Here is a 16,453-nt window from a genome sequence, read left to right as displayed (position 1 = left end):
CCGCGCCCCCGCCCCCCGCCGCCCCCCGGCGGGCGCCCTGGCCCGGGCGGCCGCCCCCGTCGCCCCCCGCGGGCCCCCCCGGCGCCCCCCCCCCCCGCGGCCCCCCCCACTTCTCGTATTCGGGGTCGCCGCGCTGCGGCGGGAGGCTCTAGGCCAGGGCGCCGATGGCGAAGCTGACCGCGCCCTGCTCGTCCACCTGCGCGTCGAGCACCTTGTCGTCGAGCGCGGCCGCGGCTCCCTCTTCGAGGAAGAGGCGGGCGCCTCCGGCGTCGACGATCTGGTCGGCCGGGTCCGGCGTCTCGGACACCGCGGCGGCGAAGGCCGTGTGCTCCGGGTTGCTGCTGCTGATGCGCAGTCCTGCGTCGTCGGCCGGCGACTGGTCCGTGAGGGTCTTGACGATCGTGCTGGCGTTCTCAGTGAGGGTGAGCATGAGCTCTCCTTCCGTTCGATGGCTCCAGGAGCCAGCCACGTTCCCGCGCCCCCGCCGGTGCCGCAACCCCGTAGCGCGGGTTTGCCAGGAAACACTCACGAAGGCTCGGCAGGCGGCCGGTTCCGCGACAGAATGAGCCCATGACGGACTCCCACGACTGCTGCGCGCCGTCCCGCACCGATCTCTTCCTCGGCGCGCGACCGGAGCCCGTCCTCGCCGCTCCCGCCCGTGACGGGCGCCACGCGATCGCTCAGGCGGTGGTTCCCGCACAGACGTTCACGATGGGCGACTCCCATGGCGACGATCGATGGCACGACGGCGAGACTCCGCTGCACCCGGTCACGCTGGAATCGTTCTCCATCGACACCACGAGTGTGACGAACACCGCCTTCGCCGACTTCGTCGACGCCACCGGCTACCGCACCGAGGCCGAGACGTTCGGCTACTCCGCCGTCTTCCACCTCGCCCTCGCGGCCGACGATGCGGACGTGCTCGGCCAGCCTCCCCAGACCCCCTGGTGGCTCGGAGTCGCCGGTGCGGACTGGCGGCATCCGGGTGGCCGCCACTCCGGCATCGACGGCATGGACGACCACCCCGCCGTCCACCTCAGCTGGAACGACGCCACCGCCTATTGCGAATGGGCCGGGAGGCGTCTGCCGACGGAGGCCGAGTGGGAGGCGGCTTCGCGCGGTGGGCTGGACGGCGCGCGCTACCCGTGGGGCGACGACCGCGGGGGCGCGGAGGACGAGCCGGGAGGCTGGCGTGCGAACATCTGGCAGGGTGCATTCCCGCATCGGAATACGACGGCCGACGGTTTCCTGACTACGGCGCCCGTCCACACCTTCGAACCGAACGCCTACGGGTTGTGGCAGACGGTCGGCAACGTGTGGGAGTGGGTGGCCGACTGGTACGACGCGGGCTACTACGCCGTGTCTCCCGGCACCGACCCGCGCGGTCCCGCCTCGGGCACGCAGCGGGTGATGCGCGGCGGCTCGTTCCTCTGCCACGACTCCTACTGCAACCGGTACCGCAATGCCGCCCGGTCGTCGAACACGCCGGACTCGTCCATGGCGAACACGGGCTTCCGCACGGTCGCGCTGTGACCGCTAGCCGAGCGCGGCGATCAGCTCCCGGTTGAACGCGGGCAGGTCGTCCGGTTTGCGCGACGAGATGAGGGTGAACGGTCCGTCGTCGACCACCACCTCCTCGTCCACCCAGGTAGCACCCGCGTTGCGGTAGTCGGTCTGCAGGCTCGGCCAGCTGGTGAGCCGCCGGCCGTCGACGACGCCCGCCTCCACCAGCACCCAACCGCCGTGACAAATGACCGCGATCGGCTTGCCCGCGGCCGCGAACTCCTGCACCAGCTTCACGGCGGCAGGGAAGGTTCGCACCTGGTCGCCGTTGGCGACCCCGCCGGGAAGCACCAGAGCAGCGAAGTCGTCGGCGGTCGTCTCATCGAGGGTGGCATCGACCGGGAACCGGTCCGCGGGGGTCAGGTGCTCGAACGCCTGCACCTCGCCCGCATCCTTCGAGATCAGCCGGGGCTCGCCGCCTGCGTCGACCACCGCCTTCCACGGTTCCGTCAGCTCGGCCTGCTCGATCCCCTCCGGTCCGACCAGGAATGCGATCGCACGTCCGTCCAATGTCATGTCGTCTCCTCACCTCGACCCAGTCGTACGCCGGGGGAGCGGGAGAATGAACCCATGACGAGCATCCCCCAGGTTCCTCTCAACGACGGCAGCAGCATCCCGCAGCTCGGTTTCGGCGTCTACAAGATCCCGGAAGCCGAGACGGTGGAGGCGGTGCTCGCCGCCCTCGAGGCCGGGTACCGGCATATCGACACCGCAGCGTTCTACGAGAACGAGCGCGGAGTGGGGGAGGGCGTCTGTCGGAGCGGCCTCGACCGTGACGACGTGTACGTGACGACCAAGGTGTGGTGGACCGAGAACGGGTACGACTCGACGCTGCGCTCGTTCGACGCGAGCCTGGATCGGTTGGGCTTCGACACGGTCGACCTCTTCCTCATCCACTGGCCCGCGCCGAAGCACGACAAGTACGTCGACGCGTGGCGGGCGCTCGAGCGCATCCGGGAGGAGGGCCGGGCCCGGTCGATCGGCGTCGCGAACTTCCACACCCACCATCTCGACCGGCTCGCCGCCGAGACGGACGTCGTCCCGGCGGTCAATCAGGTCGAGCTGCACCCGTGGCTGCCGCAGGAGGAGGTGCGCCGCTACGATCGCCTCCACGGAATCGTGACGGAGGCGTGGTCGCCGCTCGCGCGCGGTCGTGTTCTCGGTGACCCCGTCCTCGCCGCGCTGGCCGAGAAGCACGGCGTCACGCCGGCGCAGGTCGTCATCCGCTGGCAGCTGCAGCTCGGCAACGTCGTCATCCCGAAATCGTCGACCCCGGCTCGCATCCGCGAGAACCTGGAGGTCTTCGACTTCAGCCTGGATGCCGACGACCTGGTTGCCATCGCCGCGCTCGAGACTGGCGAGCGGACGGGCAAGGACCCGGACGACCTGGGCTGACAGGACGCCCGGCGAGGGCGGCGATCCAGCCGGCGGCGACGATGCCCGCGGCGCGTCGCGTCGCGAAGGAGTCGGCGTCCGCGTTCATCGGCGGGCTGCGCACGACCCGATAGCCGAAGTTGCGGGCCTGGCGATTCCGACCCCGCACTCTACGGAGATGACCCGCTGACTAATACGTGCATTGGCGGGCCGGGTGCTTAACTCCGATCTTCGTCCACTGTGAAGGCGGGTGCCCGCTCGTAGCGTGGAAGCAACCCCACCCGTGTCTGCCACCTCTTCGCTCGTCGCCGTCACCCGGCTCACCCGATGCGTTCCCGGACCGGGGCGGGGGACCCTCTCCCGAATCGCACACCGCGATGGCCGCTGAACGCCTGCATCCCGTGCAGGCACCCGCGCGTGCTCACGACGTTCCGCCCGGCCCCGACGAAACGAGAAGAACGTGAAGAACAACACCCCGATGACACCCGCCGGCCGCGTGGCCCTCGCCGGAGCGACTCTGCTCGGCCTCACTGCCGCGGCGGTCGCCGTCGCCGCGCCCGCGAGCGCTGCCACGCCGACGAACCTGGTCACCGGCCCGCTCGCCGGCGTGGCCTACTACGCCACGCTGGACGCGAAGTACGGGACCTACTCGGGTGCCGCCGAGCTGGAGGCCGCGGTCGCCTCGGGTGCGGCTCCGATCTGGACGTATCCGGCAGCAGACGGGGTCGGTCCGATCTCCAGCGACGGCATCTGCCTGCAGGGCCCGGCGGCCGGTGCGGAGGGGCTGGTCACGGCGGCGCCGTGCGACGCGAGCCTCCCGAGCCAGACCTGGTTCGGCGCCTATCCGGGCGCCCTGGCCTTCAAGAACGCCACCGCGAAGGGTCCCATGCTCCGCATCAGCGGCGACGATCTCATCACCAACACGTCGTCGGGCACGGTGTGGGAGGCGGGCACGAAATTCGCCGTTCCGGTCGTGGTCGCACCGACGCTGACGACCCCGAAGCCGGGATCGACGATCACTCCGGACACCGTGTTCAACGGCACCGGACCGGTCGGCGAGACGGTCACGATCACGGACACTGACGGCATAATCGTCGGCAGCGCGGTCATCGGAGCCGACGGCACCTGGTCGGCCACCCTCAGCCCCACGCCGGACAACGGCCCGGTCTACCTCGTGTTCGAGAGCACCGGGACGGACGGCACGCCGAAGGAGTTCGACCGCGGCCCGTACACGATGATCGGAAGCACAGACCCGACGACGCCTGTCGACCCGGAGGTCCCGGTGGACCCGGAACTCCCTGTCGACCCGGAACTCCCTGTCGACCCGGAGGCTCCGGCGGAGCCCGAGACCCCGGTCGAGACGGCGCCGCTCGACCCGACCGCCCCCGAGCCCGGCGCGCCCGGGTCCGACGCGCGCGTCAGCGCCCCGGTCGCCGACACCACGAAGGGAGCTGCGGCGCTCGCGCACACCGGCTCCGAGATCGGTCAGTGGGGTCCCGCCGCCCTGGTGGCGGCTCTGCTCCTGACCTCCGCCGGCGGTGTGGCACTGTTCCGCACCCGCCGCGTCCGGTAGCAGGGTCCGGTGCACCCGTGCCTCACCTGGAGTTCCCGAGCGCGAGCGAATGGCTCGATGCGGTGAAGCGCCGCGTCGGCGATCCAGAGGTCGTCGACGGGCTCGCTCACCGTGGAATGTCCGCCGCGACCGTGGTGGAGATCGCCCGCATCGAGGCCGAGCACACCGGCCCGACCGGCGCGGTCACCCTCGTCACCGACGAACTCGCCCGCGTGGCCGGAGTCCCGCCCGCGATGGCGAGGCGGGCACGGGTCGCCCTCATCGCCATGGGCGCCCAGGTCTTCATCGCTGTGCCCGGCGCGTCGCACCGCCCGGCGCGGCAGCTCCAGCTCCCGGTGCGTCGATAGCGCGTCCCCCGCGAGCACATCGGTCTGTCTGCCGGAGAGGCGCTCGGAACGGATATCGGGATCCGCGTAACGGAGAGCGTCGGCGCTTCATCATGCGAGCGTGACCCCCTTCAAGAACCGTTCCTCCCGTCGCCTGGCCGCGGCCATCGGCACCGTGGCAGCGTTTGCCGTCACCGTGATCCCGTCGGGGGCTTCCGTGGCTGACAACCCTGCGTATCCGGCGTCTCTGCCGACCGGCTACGTCTCCGCCTTGCCCAACTCTGCGTGGACGATCCGGTTTGGCATACGGGACGATCTCAGTTCCGGAGACGCCAGGCCGGGTTGCGCGTCGCTACGCTTCAAGAGTTCGTTGTGATTGAAACGTTTGGCGTGCGGGGGGACATGTCAGGGGTATGAGCACGATTTCCGACGCAGAGCTCGAACGCAAGATTCGAGACCTTGACGAGGACAGCGTAGGACGCGATCCTGCGACCCTGACCGCCGTGGGGTCTCTCGTCGATGAGTTGCGCGATCCAGGCGTTAGGGCACGACAGGAAAGGATGCGCCCGTTCTGGCGCCGGCGTCCTCTCCTCGGCGCGCTAGTCGGTTTGGTGTTGGCTGTCGGGGCTGTGGGTGTTCCGGCAGGCGCAGCGGGCTGGTTGGCGCACACCGGGCTCTTCGGCGGGTCTGGCTCGGAGGTCGATGAGTCGGAGTGGATCCGCGTGAATGCGTCCGATGCGCCGGACGCAATTCGCGCGGCCTACCCGACGTGGATGGTCCTGCCCCAGGGATGGAGTCGAGCGGCCGCCGAGCGAACCGTGAACGAACTGTACAGTGGCGCCGTCACTGATGCAGACAGCGACGGGGCTAGGTCCGTGCTCACACAGGAGACCGACATCAGGCGCATGTTCGAGTCGTTCGGTCGTTGCGCTTGGTACAAGACCTGGATTGACGCGGACGATAACGGAGACGTGATCGCCCGTGATCGCGCTGCCGAGGTCCTGTTGGAGTCCACCGCATGGCCGGCGACAGTCGCGACTGATGGAGGCGGAGTGGTCGCTCACCTCCGCGACGTGGCTGAGGCGGCGGAGAGTGGCGAGCGGACAGCCGTCGCATCGGGCTACAGCGCAGATGCGTGTACGTCGTTCACTGGGCAGCTGAACCGATGACTGCCGAGGCTGAAGCGGATGTCACGCAGAGCGGTTTCGAGCACTTCGTCGAGGACGTCGCACCCGACCTCCTTGCCTACTTCGCGCGTCGAGTCTCGCCGACCGAGGATGCGGCTGATTGTCTCTCGGAAACGCTGCTTGTGCTTTGGAGGAGACACCCGGACCTTCCAACGGAGGGTGATGCTCGGCGTGCCTGGGCTTTCGGCGTCGCCCGGCGCGTCCTGGCGAACCACCGACGCGGTACGGTACGTCGGCTGGCGCTCGCTGACCAACTTCGTACAGCGCTGCTCACCGCACCGCAGAGGCTCCATGACAAAGACGAGATCGCAGAAGCCCTGTCTCGCATCAAGGATCAAGACAGGGAGTTGGTCACCCTCGTCCTATGGGACGGGCTCGGCGTGGCCGAGGCTGGAGCGGTGCTCGGACTGAAGCCGGCCACCGCGCGCACTCGATTCGCCCGAGCGAAGGTGCGACTACGCGCACTTCTCTCCTGAGCCAATTCCCCAGGAGAACCGTGGACAGTCCAGTGGTAGGAATCTGGGGACCGCAATCCCAATTTGAACGCTGTCCTGCGGGACATTTGCGGCTGGTCGCCGCCACGCAGACGTACCGAACGACCGCGGTAGTGACAGCGGCCCAGGACAGACGCAGGGCGCGGGCTACTCCCCGGTCGGGTGCGCCCCGATCACGTCGAGCATCCATGCGAGGGAGAACGCGCGCTCGCGCCAGGCGGAGTAGCGTCCCGAGACGCCGCCGTGGCCGGCCGCCATCTCGATCTTGAGCAGGGCGTCCGCACCGGCGATATCGCGCAGCTTCGCGACCCATTTGGCCGGTTCGACGTAGAGCACGCGGGTGTCGTTCAGGCTCGTGACGGCGAGGATCTTCGGGTAGTGCGTCTCGTGCACGTTCTCGAGCGGCGAGTACGACTTCATGTAGGCGTAGACATCGGCGTCGTGCAGCGGGTCGCCCCACTCGTCCCACTCGATCACGGTGAGCGGCAGGGAGGGGTCGAGGATGCTCGTGAGCGGGTCGACGAACGGCACCTCGGCGAGCACACCGGCGAAGTACTTGGGGGCGAGGTTCGCGATGGCGCCCATGAGCAGACCGCCGGCGCTGCCGCCCTGCGCGACGAGGCGGTCGGGGGAGGTCCATCCTTCGTCGATGAGGTGACGCGCGCTCTCGACGAAGTCGGTGAAGGTGTTCTTCTTGTGCAGCTTCTTGCCGTTCTCGTACCAGAGGCGGCCGAGCTCGCCTCCACCGCGCACGTGCGCGATCGCGAAGACGACTCCGCGGTCGAGCAGGCTGAGACGCGGGATGCCGAACGACGGGTCCATGCTCGCCTCGTACGACCCGTAGCCGTACAGCACGAGCGGCGCCGGCTCGCCCGGCGTGACCAGGTCGCGACGGTAGACCAGCGAGATGGGGATGCGGGTGCCGTCCTTCGCGGTCGCCCACTCGCGCTTCTGCTCGAACAGCTCCGGATCGAACTCGCCGAGCACCGGCTGCTGCTTGCGGAGGGTGAGCTCGCGGGTGCGCACGTCGTAGTCGTAGACGCTCGACGGCGTCACGAAGCTGCCGTAGCCGAGGCGCAGCGACGGCTGCGTCCACTCGGGGTTGCCGCCGACGCCGACGGTGAACAGCTCCTCGTCGAAGTGGAGCTCGTGCAGGGTGTCGTCGGTCGATCCGCCGTCTTCGGGGATGCAGGCGACGGCGACCCGGGTGAGACCCTCGCGCCGGTACTCCAGCGCCACGAAGTCGCGGAACGCGTCCACGCCCTCGATCCGCACGGCCGGGTTGTGGGGCAGGATCGTCTTGCGCGGCCCCTGCGGGTCCTCGGCCGACACGCTGACCAGCTCGAAGTTGACCGCGTCGTCGTTGTGCACGATCAGGAGCCGGTCGTGGCCGTTCACGACCGCATGCTCCAGGTCGTACTCGACGCCGTCCTTGCGCGGCCACACGACCGTGAACTCGCCGGTCGGGTCGTCCGACGACAGCAGCCAGGCCTCGCTCGTGACATTGGAGCCGGCCTCGATGACGAGGAAGCGGCGGCTGCGGGTCAGCCCCACGCCGATCCAGAACCGCTCGTCGGGCTCGTGGAACACCTGTGCGTCGTCGCCGTCGTCCGGGCCGTCGCCGACCCGGTGACGCCACACGGTGTCCGGCCGCCAGGCGTCGTCCACGGTCGTGTAGAAGATGTGCTCGCCGCTCTGGTCGAAGAGGGCTCCGGCGCCCGTGCCCTCGATCTCGTCGGGGAAGACGGCGCCGTCGGCGGTCAGCGACCGCACCCGCACCGTGTAACGCTCGTCGCCCTCCGTGTCGACACCGTAGAGCAGTCGCGTGCCGTCGGCGCTCACGTCGAAGCTGCCGAGCGCGTAGAAGTCGTGCCCCTCGGACTCGACGTTGTCGTCGAGGAGGATCTGCTCGCCGGGGAGGCCCTCCACCTGCGCCGTGTCGTCGAGCGCCGGAGGGTTCCAGTCGTCGGCGGAGGCGATCGGCGCCCGGCAGTGGATGCCGTACTGCTGACCCTCCACCGTGCGGGTGTAGTACCACCAGTCGCCCTCGCGCACCGGTACGCTCAGGTCGGTCTCGCGCGTGCGTCCCTTGATCTCCTCGAAGATCTGCTCCCGCAACAGGGACAGGTGCTCGGTCCGCGCGTTGGTGTACGCGTTCTCCTCGTGGAGGTGCGCGAGGACCGCGGGATCGTCCTTCTCGCGGAGCCACTCGTACTCGTCGAGGTACACGTCTCCGTGGTGGACGCGTTCGGTCGGCTTCTTCGCGGTGGTCGGCGGGGTGAGCATGTGCTCAGGCTACCGGGCCGTGCTGAAGCGCCGATACGAGCGCCGTCAGCCGCGAGCGCACCCGCTCCAGGTCCACCGGGGAGGCGAGGCTCGCACGTGCCTGCCGGAGCGCGTCGCGCACCTGCTCGCGCCGTTCCGGTGGGACGCGCAGCTGCTCCGCCGCTCGGCCGCGCGCCTCCATCGCCCGGCCGAGAGCGCTCGCCGCATCGATGCAGTCGATGGGCTGGATGCGTCCACCGCCGAACCGCCGTCGCGCCCGGTGCGCCGGAGCGAGCTCCTCGACCCGGCGGAGGGCGGCGCCGAAGGCGGCCGTACGCGCCGCGCGTTCGTCCGTGTCGTCCGCGTCGTCTTTCAGCACCGCTCCGAGCGCGACCAGCAGGTCGGCGAGCCGCCGGCGCAGCACGTCGGTCGACCGCACGGGGAGCACGAACCAGGCGGCGGCGATCCCGAGCAGGGCACCCACGACGATCGCCAGCACCCGCTCGACGAGCAGGCCGGCCTCTCCGGCAGCCGGGGAGACGCCGAACAGCTGCTGCAGGATGGTGAGGACCACGGTCACCGCCAGTGCCCAGAACGCGTAGCTGTACGAGCGCAACCACGTGCCGGCGAACAGTGCGACGAAGACGACGACCACGGCGGCGAACCCGCTCGCCGACGGTGCCGCGGCCGCGAGCCCGAGGGCGAGCACGGTGCCGGCGACGGCTCCTCCCACACGCAGAGCGCTCTTGTGCAGCACGTCGCCTCGGCCGCGATTGCCGGAGTTGACGATGAAGGCGGTGAGCACGACCCACATCGCGTGCTGGGGAAAGACCAGCCAGCCGACGACGAACGCCGCCGCGAGTGCGACCGCCATCTGGATCGCCATCCGGGTGCTCGCGGGGAGGCGACGGGAGGCGGAGGAGGATGTCGTGGGGCCGGTCGTGCGCTGGATCGGAGCGCCTGGAGCGGGCGCTGCGGGATCGCCGGGACCGGGGTCGGGGCCGGAGCCGAGGCGCAGCAACCCGAGCACCTCCCGGGCCACCGCCACCCAGAGCACCGCGACCACTCCGGCGCCGGCCGTCAGCAGCGCCGCCGACCAGGGCGACTGCGAGGTTCCGGGCTCGACAGGCACGACCGGCACGACCAGGACGGCCGTCAGCGGCAGCGCGATGAGGGCGCCCAGACGGGCGGCGAACGGCCCGAACCGGCGGAGCCAGATCGGGACGCTCATCCCGGCGATGTAGAGCAGCGCGCCCAGCGCCGGAACGGCGACGAGCAACCAACCGACCCCGGCAGCGGCGACGCCGATCACCGGCAGGAAGGCCGCCGAGCGCGCGAACTCGCGCCGGCCGGACACACTGCGGCGGGCGAGACTGAGGGCGACCACCGTGGCCACGACGGCGGGGGAACCGGCGGCGGCGGGACCGGCGATCGCGCCGACGGCGAACCACACCGTCGCGCACGCTGCTGCGGAGGCGGCCGTCGTGATGAGGGCAGCCAGGCCGAGCCGCAGGTGCTTCACCCGGTCATCCTCTCACCGGGTCGGCGCTGCGGCCCCGGGCGAAGCGGGAGCGGCGGCCTCAGCGAGCCGCGCCGAAGGCGAGCAGCCCGGCGCCGGTGCGTCCCGCATCGCCGCCGAGAGCGCTGCGGACGATCGCCGGCGCCGGTCGCCAGGCGAGACCCTCGCGCACCTTGCGCTCCAGCGGGCCGAACATCGCGTCGCCCGCCTGCGAGACACCCCCGCCCAGGACGATCACGCCGGGGTCGAGCATGAGGGTCATCGTGACGAGCCCCTGCGCGAGCACCGTCACCGCGTCGTCCCACACACGATCGGCCAGCGGGTCGGTGCCGAGCCTGGCGACGATCGAACGGGTGCTGAGGGCCTCCCCGCCGGCCTCCACGTAGCGCCGGGCGACGCCTGCGCCCGACATGTAGACCTCGAGGCAGCCGCGCTGACCGCAGGTGCAGGGCTCGCCGTCCGGGATGACGGGGATGTGGCCGAACTCGCCGGCCGAGCCGGTCGCACCGGTGATCGTGCCACCGGCGGTGACGAGGGCGGCGGCGACTCCCGTGCCGATCGGGATCAGCACGAAGTCGTCGAAGCCGCGCGCAGCACCCAGACGGCGCTCCGCGAGTCCGGCCGCACGCACGTCGTGCCCGACCGCGACGGGCAGCCGCAGCGACGTGCGAAGGATGTCGAGCAGAGGCACGTCCCGCCAGTCGAGGTTCGAGGCGTACTGGACGATGCCGCGCTCCTCGTCGAGGATCCCGGGGGTCGCGACGCCGACACCGACGACCTCTCCGGGAGCGAGCTCGCGGAGATCGTGGAGCAGGGTGACGAGAGCGCCGAGGATGTCGCCGACCGGAGTCGGTCGCGTCACCTCGGCGACAACGGCGCCGTTCTCCGAGAGCACGGCGCCTTTCATGGCGGTGCCGCCGAGGTCGACCGCGAGGGCGACGGGATCGCCGCTCATGCGTGGACCCCGCGTACCGCGTCCACGACGGCGGCGACCGTGGCGGCGGAGGTGACCTCGCGCCGTCCGGTGTCGTACGCGCTCGGGACGAGCGAGGCGCTCGCGGCCTCTTCGACGGCGCGCAGGTGCACCTCGGGGACGCCGGTCCGGCGCACGAGATCCGCGACGCTCGAGGGGCGGACGCCTCCGCCCGCGAGCACGACGATCCGGTCGCCGGCCTGCGTGACGAGCGCGCCGAGTTCGGCGGCTCCGTCGGCCGCGGTCGTCGCGCCGCCGGAGGTCAGCACCCGCGCGACGCCCAGGGAGATCAGCGTCTCCAGCGCGGCCGCGCGATCGGGAGTCTGGTCGAAGGCCTTGTGGAACGTCACCGGGGCGCGCCCGCACGCGTCGACCAGGGCGCGCGTGGCATCCGCGTCGACGGTGCCGTCCGGACGCAGTGCCCCGACGACGAAGCCCAGGGGCACGCCCTCGGGTCGCGGCAGTGCGGCGACGGCCCGGATGTCTGCCACCATCGCCGCGAGCTCGTCGGCGTCGAAGACGAAGTCGCCGGGGCGCTGCCTGATCAGCACGTTGACCCCGAGCCGCTCCGCCATCCCGAGCGCGCCTGCCACCGTGCCGATGGAGGGAGTGAGACCTCCGGTGGACAGCGCCGAGCAGAGCTCGATGCGGTCCGCGCCCGCCGCCTCCGCGCGGCCCACGCCGGCGAGGTCGTCGAGGCAGATCTCGACGACGGTCACGCGATGCGCTCCAGCGCGGCCGCCAGATCGGCGCCGAGCTCGATGCGCCCGACCGGCACGCCTCCGCCCAGCACCGGGAGGTCGACCAGCGCACCCGCGCCGCCGATGTCCGTCCCGAGCGCTTCGAGCACCCGGAGGGCGAGCAGGGTGGTGGCGCGCGGGCTGCCGTCGACGATCTTCATCGAGACCGCCGTGCCGTCCGCGGCCGCGACGCCGATGACGCCCTCGGCCCCGCCCTTGGCGAGTGCGCCGGGCACGGTCTCCATCAGCATCGAGTTCTGGTGCCCGGTGCCTCCGACGTAGAAGGGATGGGCGCGCATCGCATCCGCGACGGCACGCTGCGGGGTCCCGGGGGCGGCCTGCACCAGCCGTCCGAAGGCGCGGGCGACGCCGCGCACGGTCGTGCCGAACAAGGGGGCGCCGCATCCGTCGACCGCGTCGTGCGAGACGGGCACCCCTGTCAGTTCCGCCATCGTCGCGCGCACGTGCTGCTGCAGCGGGTGGTCGACGTGCAGATAGCCCTCGACATCCCAGCCGTTCGCGGCGGCCGCGACGATCATGGCGGCGTGCTTGCCGGAGCAGTTCATCCGAACCCGCGCACGCGGCTCGCCCGCGCGGATCATCCGCTCGAACGTCCCCTCGTCCTCGGGGCGGTCGACCGGGCAGCCCAGCGCGTCGTCGTCGACTCCGGCACGGGCGAGCAGTTCGCGCACGACCCGCACGTGCTCGTCCTCGCCCGTGTGGCTTCCCGCGGCGATGGCCAGCTCCGGTCCGGCGAGCTCGGCTCCGGCGGTCAGGCACGCGAGCGCCTGGAGGGGCTTGACCGTGCTGCGGGGCAGGATCGCGGCATCGGGCGCGCCGAGCTCGAGGAGGGTGCTCCCGTCCGGTGCGAGCGCGACGAGACTGCCGAAGTGACGGCTCTCGATCATCCCGGAACGACGGACGGCGGCGACCTCGGCGAGGGCCGCGACGGCGCCCGGGTCGGTGGTGGAGGTGGAGCTAGGCATGGGACTCTTCCTGGTGCGGGGTCGCCGGCAGTGGCGGCAGGGGAGGCTGTGTGGAGGTCGGCCGCCGCCTGCTGCGCCGCGGTCCACGCGCCGAACCGCGCTGCACGCGGGAGGCGAGCGCCGACAGGCTGCCGTTGACGACGAGGTAGATGACGGTCACGGCGACGTAGGTCGGGATGAGCAGGTGCAGGTACGAGGCGAGCACCTGGCCGCGGTAGAGCAGCTCGGTGAAGGCGACGATGTAGCCGAGCGAGGTGTCCTTCAGCAGGCTGACGAGCTGGGTGATCAGCGACGGTGCGACGTTCCGCAGGGCCTGCGGGAGCACCACGTGGCGCATGGCCTGGTGGGGTCGCATCCCGAGACTCAGGGCAGCCTCGCGCTGCCCGCGCGGAAGGCTCAGCACGCCGGCGCGGACGATCTCGGCGAACACCGCGGAGTTGGCGATGGTGAGCGGGACGACCAGCTTCCACAGGGTGGGCAGGTTGATCCCGAGCTGCGGGAGGCCGAAGAGCATGAGGTAGATCATCAGCAGCACGGGGATCGTGCGCGCCACCTCGATGTAGAAGCCGCACAGCCAGCGCACCGGCCGCAGCCGGCTGAGCCGGCCGAGGGCCAGCAGGATGCCCAGCGCGCCGCCCAGCACGGCCACGATGGCCGCCGCCTCGAGCGTGCCGAGCAGCCCGACCAGCAGGTACTGCCAGATCGCCCAATCGGTGAACGGCGCCCAGCGCTCGGCCGCGAACTGGCCGTGGGAGGCGAGCTGCCAGATCCCGTAGCCGATGACCGCGGCGAAGACGACGCAGCTGATGAACGAGCCGAGGACGATGTTGCGGCGCCCGCGCGGGCCGGGGGTGTCGTACATGAACGACGCGGCATACGTCCGCTTCGGCCGCCTGGCAGGGGTGGGCGCGGGACGGTCCGGGATGAGCTGGGCGGTCATCGGGCGATCGCCACCTTTCGTTCGACCCAGCCGGCCGTCAGGCCGATGGCGAGGGCGATGGCCATGTAGACGAGCCCGGCGCTGGAGAAGATCAGGATGGGCTGCGCGGCGACGAGGTTCACCTTGTTGACCTCGGCCGTGAGCTCCACGACGCCGACCGCCGCGGCGAGGGCCGTGTTCATCGCCAGGGCGATCATCACGTTGCCGATCGGCTGCACGACGGCGCGCAGAGCCTGGGGGATGACGACGAGGCGCAGAGTCTTCGCCAGGGTGAAGCCGAGCGCGCGAGCGGCCTCCACCTGGCCGACCGGCACCGTGTTCACGCCCGATCGCACGGCCTCGGCCACGTAGGCGGCCTCGTACACCGTCAGCACGATGATCGCGGTGGGGGTCAGCGGCAGCAGCAGCCCGGCGTCCGGCAGTGCGAAGACGGCGAGCAGCAGCAGGGCCAGCAGGGGCACGTTGATGAAGAACTGCACGTAGAGGAAGGCCGCGGTGCGCAGGATCGGGATCGGGCTCACGCGCGCGATCGTGATCAGCACGCCGAGCACGATCGAGCCGATGCCGGCCACGACCGCCATGAGCAGGGTCGTGCCGAGAGCCTGGACCAGCGGTCCGAGGTTGTCGATCAGTGGGTTCATCGCTCGCTCACTCGTGAGAGAAGTCGGGAGGGCGGGGCCGGCGTACCGGCCCCGCCGGTGGGCTCAGGAGCCCGGAACGGAGCCGATCTTCGGCGGGGTGGGGATCTCCGAGTCGGTCACGGTGCCGAGCGTGGTCTTCCACGCCTGGCCCCACTGGCCGCCCTTCTGGATCTTGGTGAGCCAGTCGTTGACGAACGACTTGAAGTCCGAGTCGCCGTGCTTCAGGCCGATGCCGTAGGGCTCCTTGGTGAACGGCTGCCCGACCACCTTGATCTGCTTCTCGCTGGCAGCGTCGCTCGCGAGCAGCGTGTAGTCCTGGACGTACGCGTCGCCGCGGCCCTGGATGAGCGCCTGGACGGCGGCCGGGTCGGTCGCGAAGGCGGTGACGGTCGCCGTGGGCGCGATCTTCGGGACCTCGGTCACGGCGGGGGTGTTGGCGCCGACGATGACGGTCTTGCCGTCGAGGTCCTTGGAGCTCGTGATGTCCTTGTTGTCGCTCTTGACGGCGACGGCGAGGCCGGACTCGAAGTACGGGCCGGCGAAGTCCACCTGCTGCGCGCGCTCCTCGGTGATCGTGTACGTGTTGAACACGACATCGACGGTGCCGTTCTGCAGCATCGCCTCGCGGGTCTCGCTGGCGGGCGGGACGATCTCCACGTTCGGCTTGCCGAGGATGTAGATCGCGAGGAGCTTGGCGAGGTCGGCGTCGAAGCCGGTCACCGAGTCGGGGTTGGTCGGGTCCTGCTGCGACAGCAACGGCGCATCGAGGGCCTCGGCGACGATGAGCTTGCCGCGCTTCTTGATCTTCTCCATCGTCGAGCCGGAGATGATGAGGTCGCCCGAGGCGACCGGGGCTCCCGAGAACACGGCGTCGGCGGACGACGTGGAGCTGGAGCCCGAGCCGGGCAGGCTGGTGGTGCCGGACGAACAGGCGGTGACGGCGAGCGTCACGGCCGCGAGCAGGGCGCCGGCGAAGGCGGCCTTCCGGCGGGTCGTGCTGCGGGTCATGGTGCTTCCCTTTCGGATTCGGACGGGTCGTGGTGCGGTGGAGCGGATGGTGCGGTGGTGCCGGTGATGCTGGGTCTCAGTGCGAGAGCACGGAGGCCAGGAACGACCGCGCCCGCTCGGAGCGGGGCGAGTCGAAGAATTCGGCGGGCGTCGCCTCTTCCACGATCTGACCGTGGTCCATGAACACGACCCGGTCGGCCGCCCGGCGGGCGAAGCCCATCTCGTGGGTGACGACGATCATGGTCATGCCGTCGCGGGCGAGGGAGGTCATCACGTCGAGCACCTCGCCGACCATCTCGGGGTCGAGGGCGCTGGTGGGCTCGTCGAAGAGCATGACCTTGGGCTGCATCGCGAGCGCCCGCGCGATCGCGGCCCGCTGCTGCTGACCTCCCGAGAGCTGAGTCGGGTGGTTGTCCGCCTTGTCGGCGATGCCGACCCGGTCGAGCAGTTCGAGGGCCAGGCGCTCGGCGTCGGCCTTCTTCATCCCGCGCACCTTGATCGGTGCGAGGGCGACGTTGTCGAGCACGGTGCGGTGGGCGAACAGGTTGAACGACTGGAACACCATGCCGACCTCGGCGCGCAGTCGCGCGAGGGCCGCGCCCTCTTCGGGGAGCGTCTCCCCGTCGACGCGGATCTCTCCGCTGTCGATCGTCTCCAGCCGGTTGATCGAACGGCAGAGAGTCGACTTGCCGGAGCCGGACGGGCCGACGACCACGACGACCTCGCGCGGGGCGACGTCGAGATCGATCGACTTGAGGACGTGGAGCTGGCCGAAGTGCTTCTCGACGCCGCGCAGGCTGACCATGGGCCGGGCGTTCGCTGCTTCCATCGTGTTCCTCGCATCATTGTCGGGCAGATTGCGAT

Annotated in this window: 18 protein-coding genes; 7 read left to right on the top strand and 11 right to left on the bottom strand. The window is 70.9% G+C overall.

All coding sequences use genetic code 11. The annotated features are described in order from the left end of the window. Positions 1 to 148 precede the first annotated feature (148 nt). Positions 149 to 430: a Fe-S cluster assembly protein HesB gene (locus ACFVU2_RS02310; protein ID WP_387870443.1), complete on the bottom strand. Its 282-nt coding sequence runs from the start codon at positions 428 to 430 to the stop codon at positions 149 to 151. Between the two features lie 140 nt (positions 431 to 570). Here ACFVU2_RS02310 and ACFVU2_RS02305 point away from each other — a divergent pair, with 140 nt between their 5' ends. Beyond that, on the top strand, positions 571 to 1,533 hold the full coding sequence (locus ACFVU2_RS02305; protein WP_387870441.1) for a formylglycine-generating enzyme family protein: 963 nt from the start codon (positions 571 to 573) through the stop codon (positions 1,531 to 1,533). Between the two features lie 3 nt (positions 1,534 to 1,536). Here the strand turns inward: ACFVU2_RS02305 and ACFVU2_RS02300 are convergent, their stop codons facing one another. Continuing rightward, positions 1,537 to 2,079 (bottom strand): type 1 glutamine amidotransferase domain-containing protein, encoded by a 543-nt coding sequence (locus ACFVU2_RS02300; protein WP_387870439.1) that lies wholly within the window; start codon positions 2,077 to 2,079, stop codon positions 1,537 to 1,539. 54 nt (positions 2,080 to 2,133) lie between these two features. Between ACFVU2_RS02300 and ACFVU2_RS02295 the strand changes: the two genes are divergently transcribed. From ACFVU2_RS02295 to ACFVU2_RS02270, 6 genes are all read left to right on the top strand, one after another. Next, a complete protein-coding gene (locus ACFVU2_RS02295) occupies positions 2,134 to 2,958 on the top strand; it encodes an aldo/keto reductase (RefSeq protein ID WP_387870436.1) in 825 nt (274 codons plus the stop codon). A gap of 439 nt (positions 2,959 to 3,397) precedes the next feature. Continuing rightward, a complete protein-coding gene (locus ACFVU2_RS02290; protein WP_387870434.1) occupies positions 3,398 to 4,510 on the top strand; it encodes an Ig-like domain-containing protein in 1,113 nt (370 codons plus the stop codon). A gap of 17 nt (positions 4,511 to 4,527) precedes the next feature. Beyond that, entirely contained in the window at positions 4,528 to 4,857 is a 330-nt protein-coding gene (locus ACFVU2_RS02285) for a hypothetical protein (protein WP_387870431.1), read from the top strand. A gap of 100 nt (positions 4,858 to 4,957) precedes the next feature. Beyond that, the gene (locus ACFVU2_RS02280) at positions 4,958 to 5,212 is read left to right on the top strand and encodes a hypothetical protein (protein WP_387870429.1); all 255 of its coding nucleotides are present in this window, start codon (positions 4,958 to 4,960) and stop codon (positions 5,210 to 5,212) included. 37 nt (positions 5,213 to 5,249) lie between these two features. Further along, positions 5,250 to 6,005, top strand: coding sequence for a hypothetical protein (locus ACFVU2_RS02275; RefSeq protein ID WP_387870427.1), 756 nt, complete (start codon positions 5,250 to 5,252; stop codon positions 6,003 to 6,005). After that, positions 6,002 to 6,499, top strand: coding sequence for an RNA polymerase sigma factor (locus ACFVU2_RS02270; protein WP_387870425.1), 498 nt, complete (start codon positions 6,002 to 6,004; stop codon positions 6,497 to 6,499). The genes ACFVU2_RS02275 and ACFVU2_RS02270 overlap by 4 nt, the downstream gene beginning before the upstream one ends. A gap of 165 nt (positions 6,500 to 6,664) precedes the next feature. Here ACFVU2_RS02270 and ACFVU2_RS02265 read toward each other — a convergent pair whose 3' ends face one another. From ACFVU2_RS02265 to ACFVU2_RS02225, 9 genes are all read right to left on the bottom strand, one after another. Continuing rightward, a complete protein-coding gene (locus tag ACFVU2_RS02265) occupies positions 6,665 to 8,803 on the bottom strand; it encodes a S9 family peptidase (RefSeq protein ID WP_387870422.1) in 2,139 nt (712 codons plus the stop codon). 4 nt (positions 8,804 to 8,807) lie between these two features. Next, positions 8,808 to 10,304 (bottom strand): FUSC family protein, encoded by a 1,497-nt coding sequence (locus ACFVU2_RS02260; RefSeq protein WP_387870420.1) that lies wholly within the window; start codon positions 10,302 to 10,304, stop codon positions 8,808 to 8,810. 58 nt (positions 10,305 to 10,362) lie between these two features. Further along, on the bottom strand, positions 10,363 to 11,256 hold the full coding sequence (locus tag ACFVU2_RS02255; protein WP_387870418.1) for an ROK family protein: 894 nt from the start codon (positions 11,254 to 11,256) through the stop codon (positions 10,363 to 10,365). Then, positions 11,253 to 11,993 (bottom strand): copper homeostasis protein CutC, encoded by a 741-nt coding sequence (locus tag ACFVU2_RS02250; protein WP_387870415.1) that lies wholly within the window; start codon positions 11,991 to 11,993, stop codon positions 11,253 to 11,255. Before ACFVU2_RS02250 ends, ACFVU2_RS02255 begins: the two co-directional genes overlap by 4 nt. After that, a complete protein-coding gene (locus ACFVU2_RS02245; RefSeq protein ID WP_387870414.1) occupies positions 11,990 to 13,000 on the bottom strand; it encodes an asparaginase in 1,011 nt (336 codons plus the stop codon). Before ACFVU2_RS02245 ends, ACFVU2_RS02250 begins: the two co-directional genes overlap by 4 nt. Then, positions 12,993 to 13,940: an amino acid ABC transporter permease gene (locus ACFVU2_RS02240; RefSeq protein ID WP_387870411.1), complete on the bottom strand. Its 948-nt coding sequence runs from the start codon at positions 13,938 to 13,940 to the stop codon at positions 12,993 to 12,995. Before ACFVU2_RS02240 ends, ACFVU2_RS02245 begins: the two co-directional genes overlap by 8 nt. After that, positions 13,937 to 14,581, bottom strand: coding sequence for an amino acid ABC transporter permease (locus tag ACFVU2_RS02235; protein ID WP_387870409.1), 645 nt, complete (start codon positions 14,579 to 14,581; stop codon positions 13,937 to 13,939). The genes ACFVU2_RS02240 and ACFVU2_RS02235 overlap by 4 nt, the downstream gene beginning before the upstream one ends. Before the next feature lie 63 nt (positions 14,582 to 14,644). Then, entirely contained in the window at positions 14,645 to 15,589 is a 945-nt protein-coding gene (locus ACFVU2_RS02230) for a glutamate ABC transporter substrate-binding protein (RefSeq protein WP_387870406.1), read from the bottom strand. Between the two features lie 76 nt (positions 15,590 to 15,665). After that, positions 15,666 to 16,418 carry an amino acid ABC transporter ATP-binding protein gene (locus ACFVU2_RS02225; RefSeq protein WP_387870403.1) on the bottom strand — a complete coding sequence of 251 codons (753 nt, stop codon included), beginning with the start codon at positions 16,416 to 16,418 and terminating at the stop codon, positions 15,666 to 15,668. Positions 16,419 to 16,453: the final 35 nt, after the last annotated feature.

The organism is Leifsonia sp. NPDC058194, from assembly GCF_042883605.1.
Taxonomy (GTDB): domain Bacteria; phylum Actinomycetota; class Actinomycetes; order Actinomycetales; family Microbacteriaceae; genus Leifsonia.
Note: the sequence above shows the minus strand (reverse complement) of the source record. Positions and strands in the feature narration are given on the sequence as shown.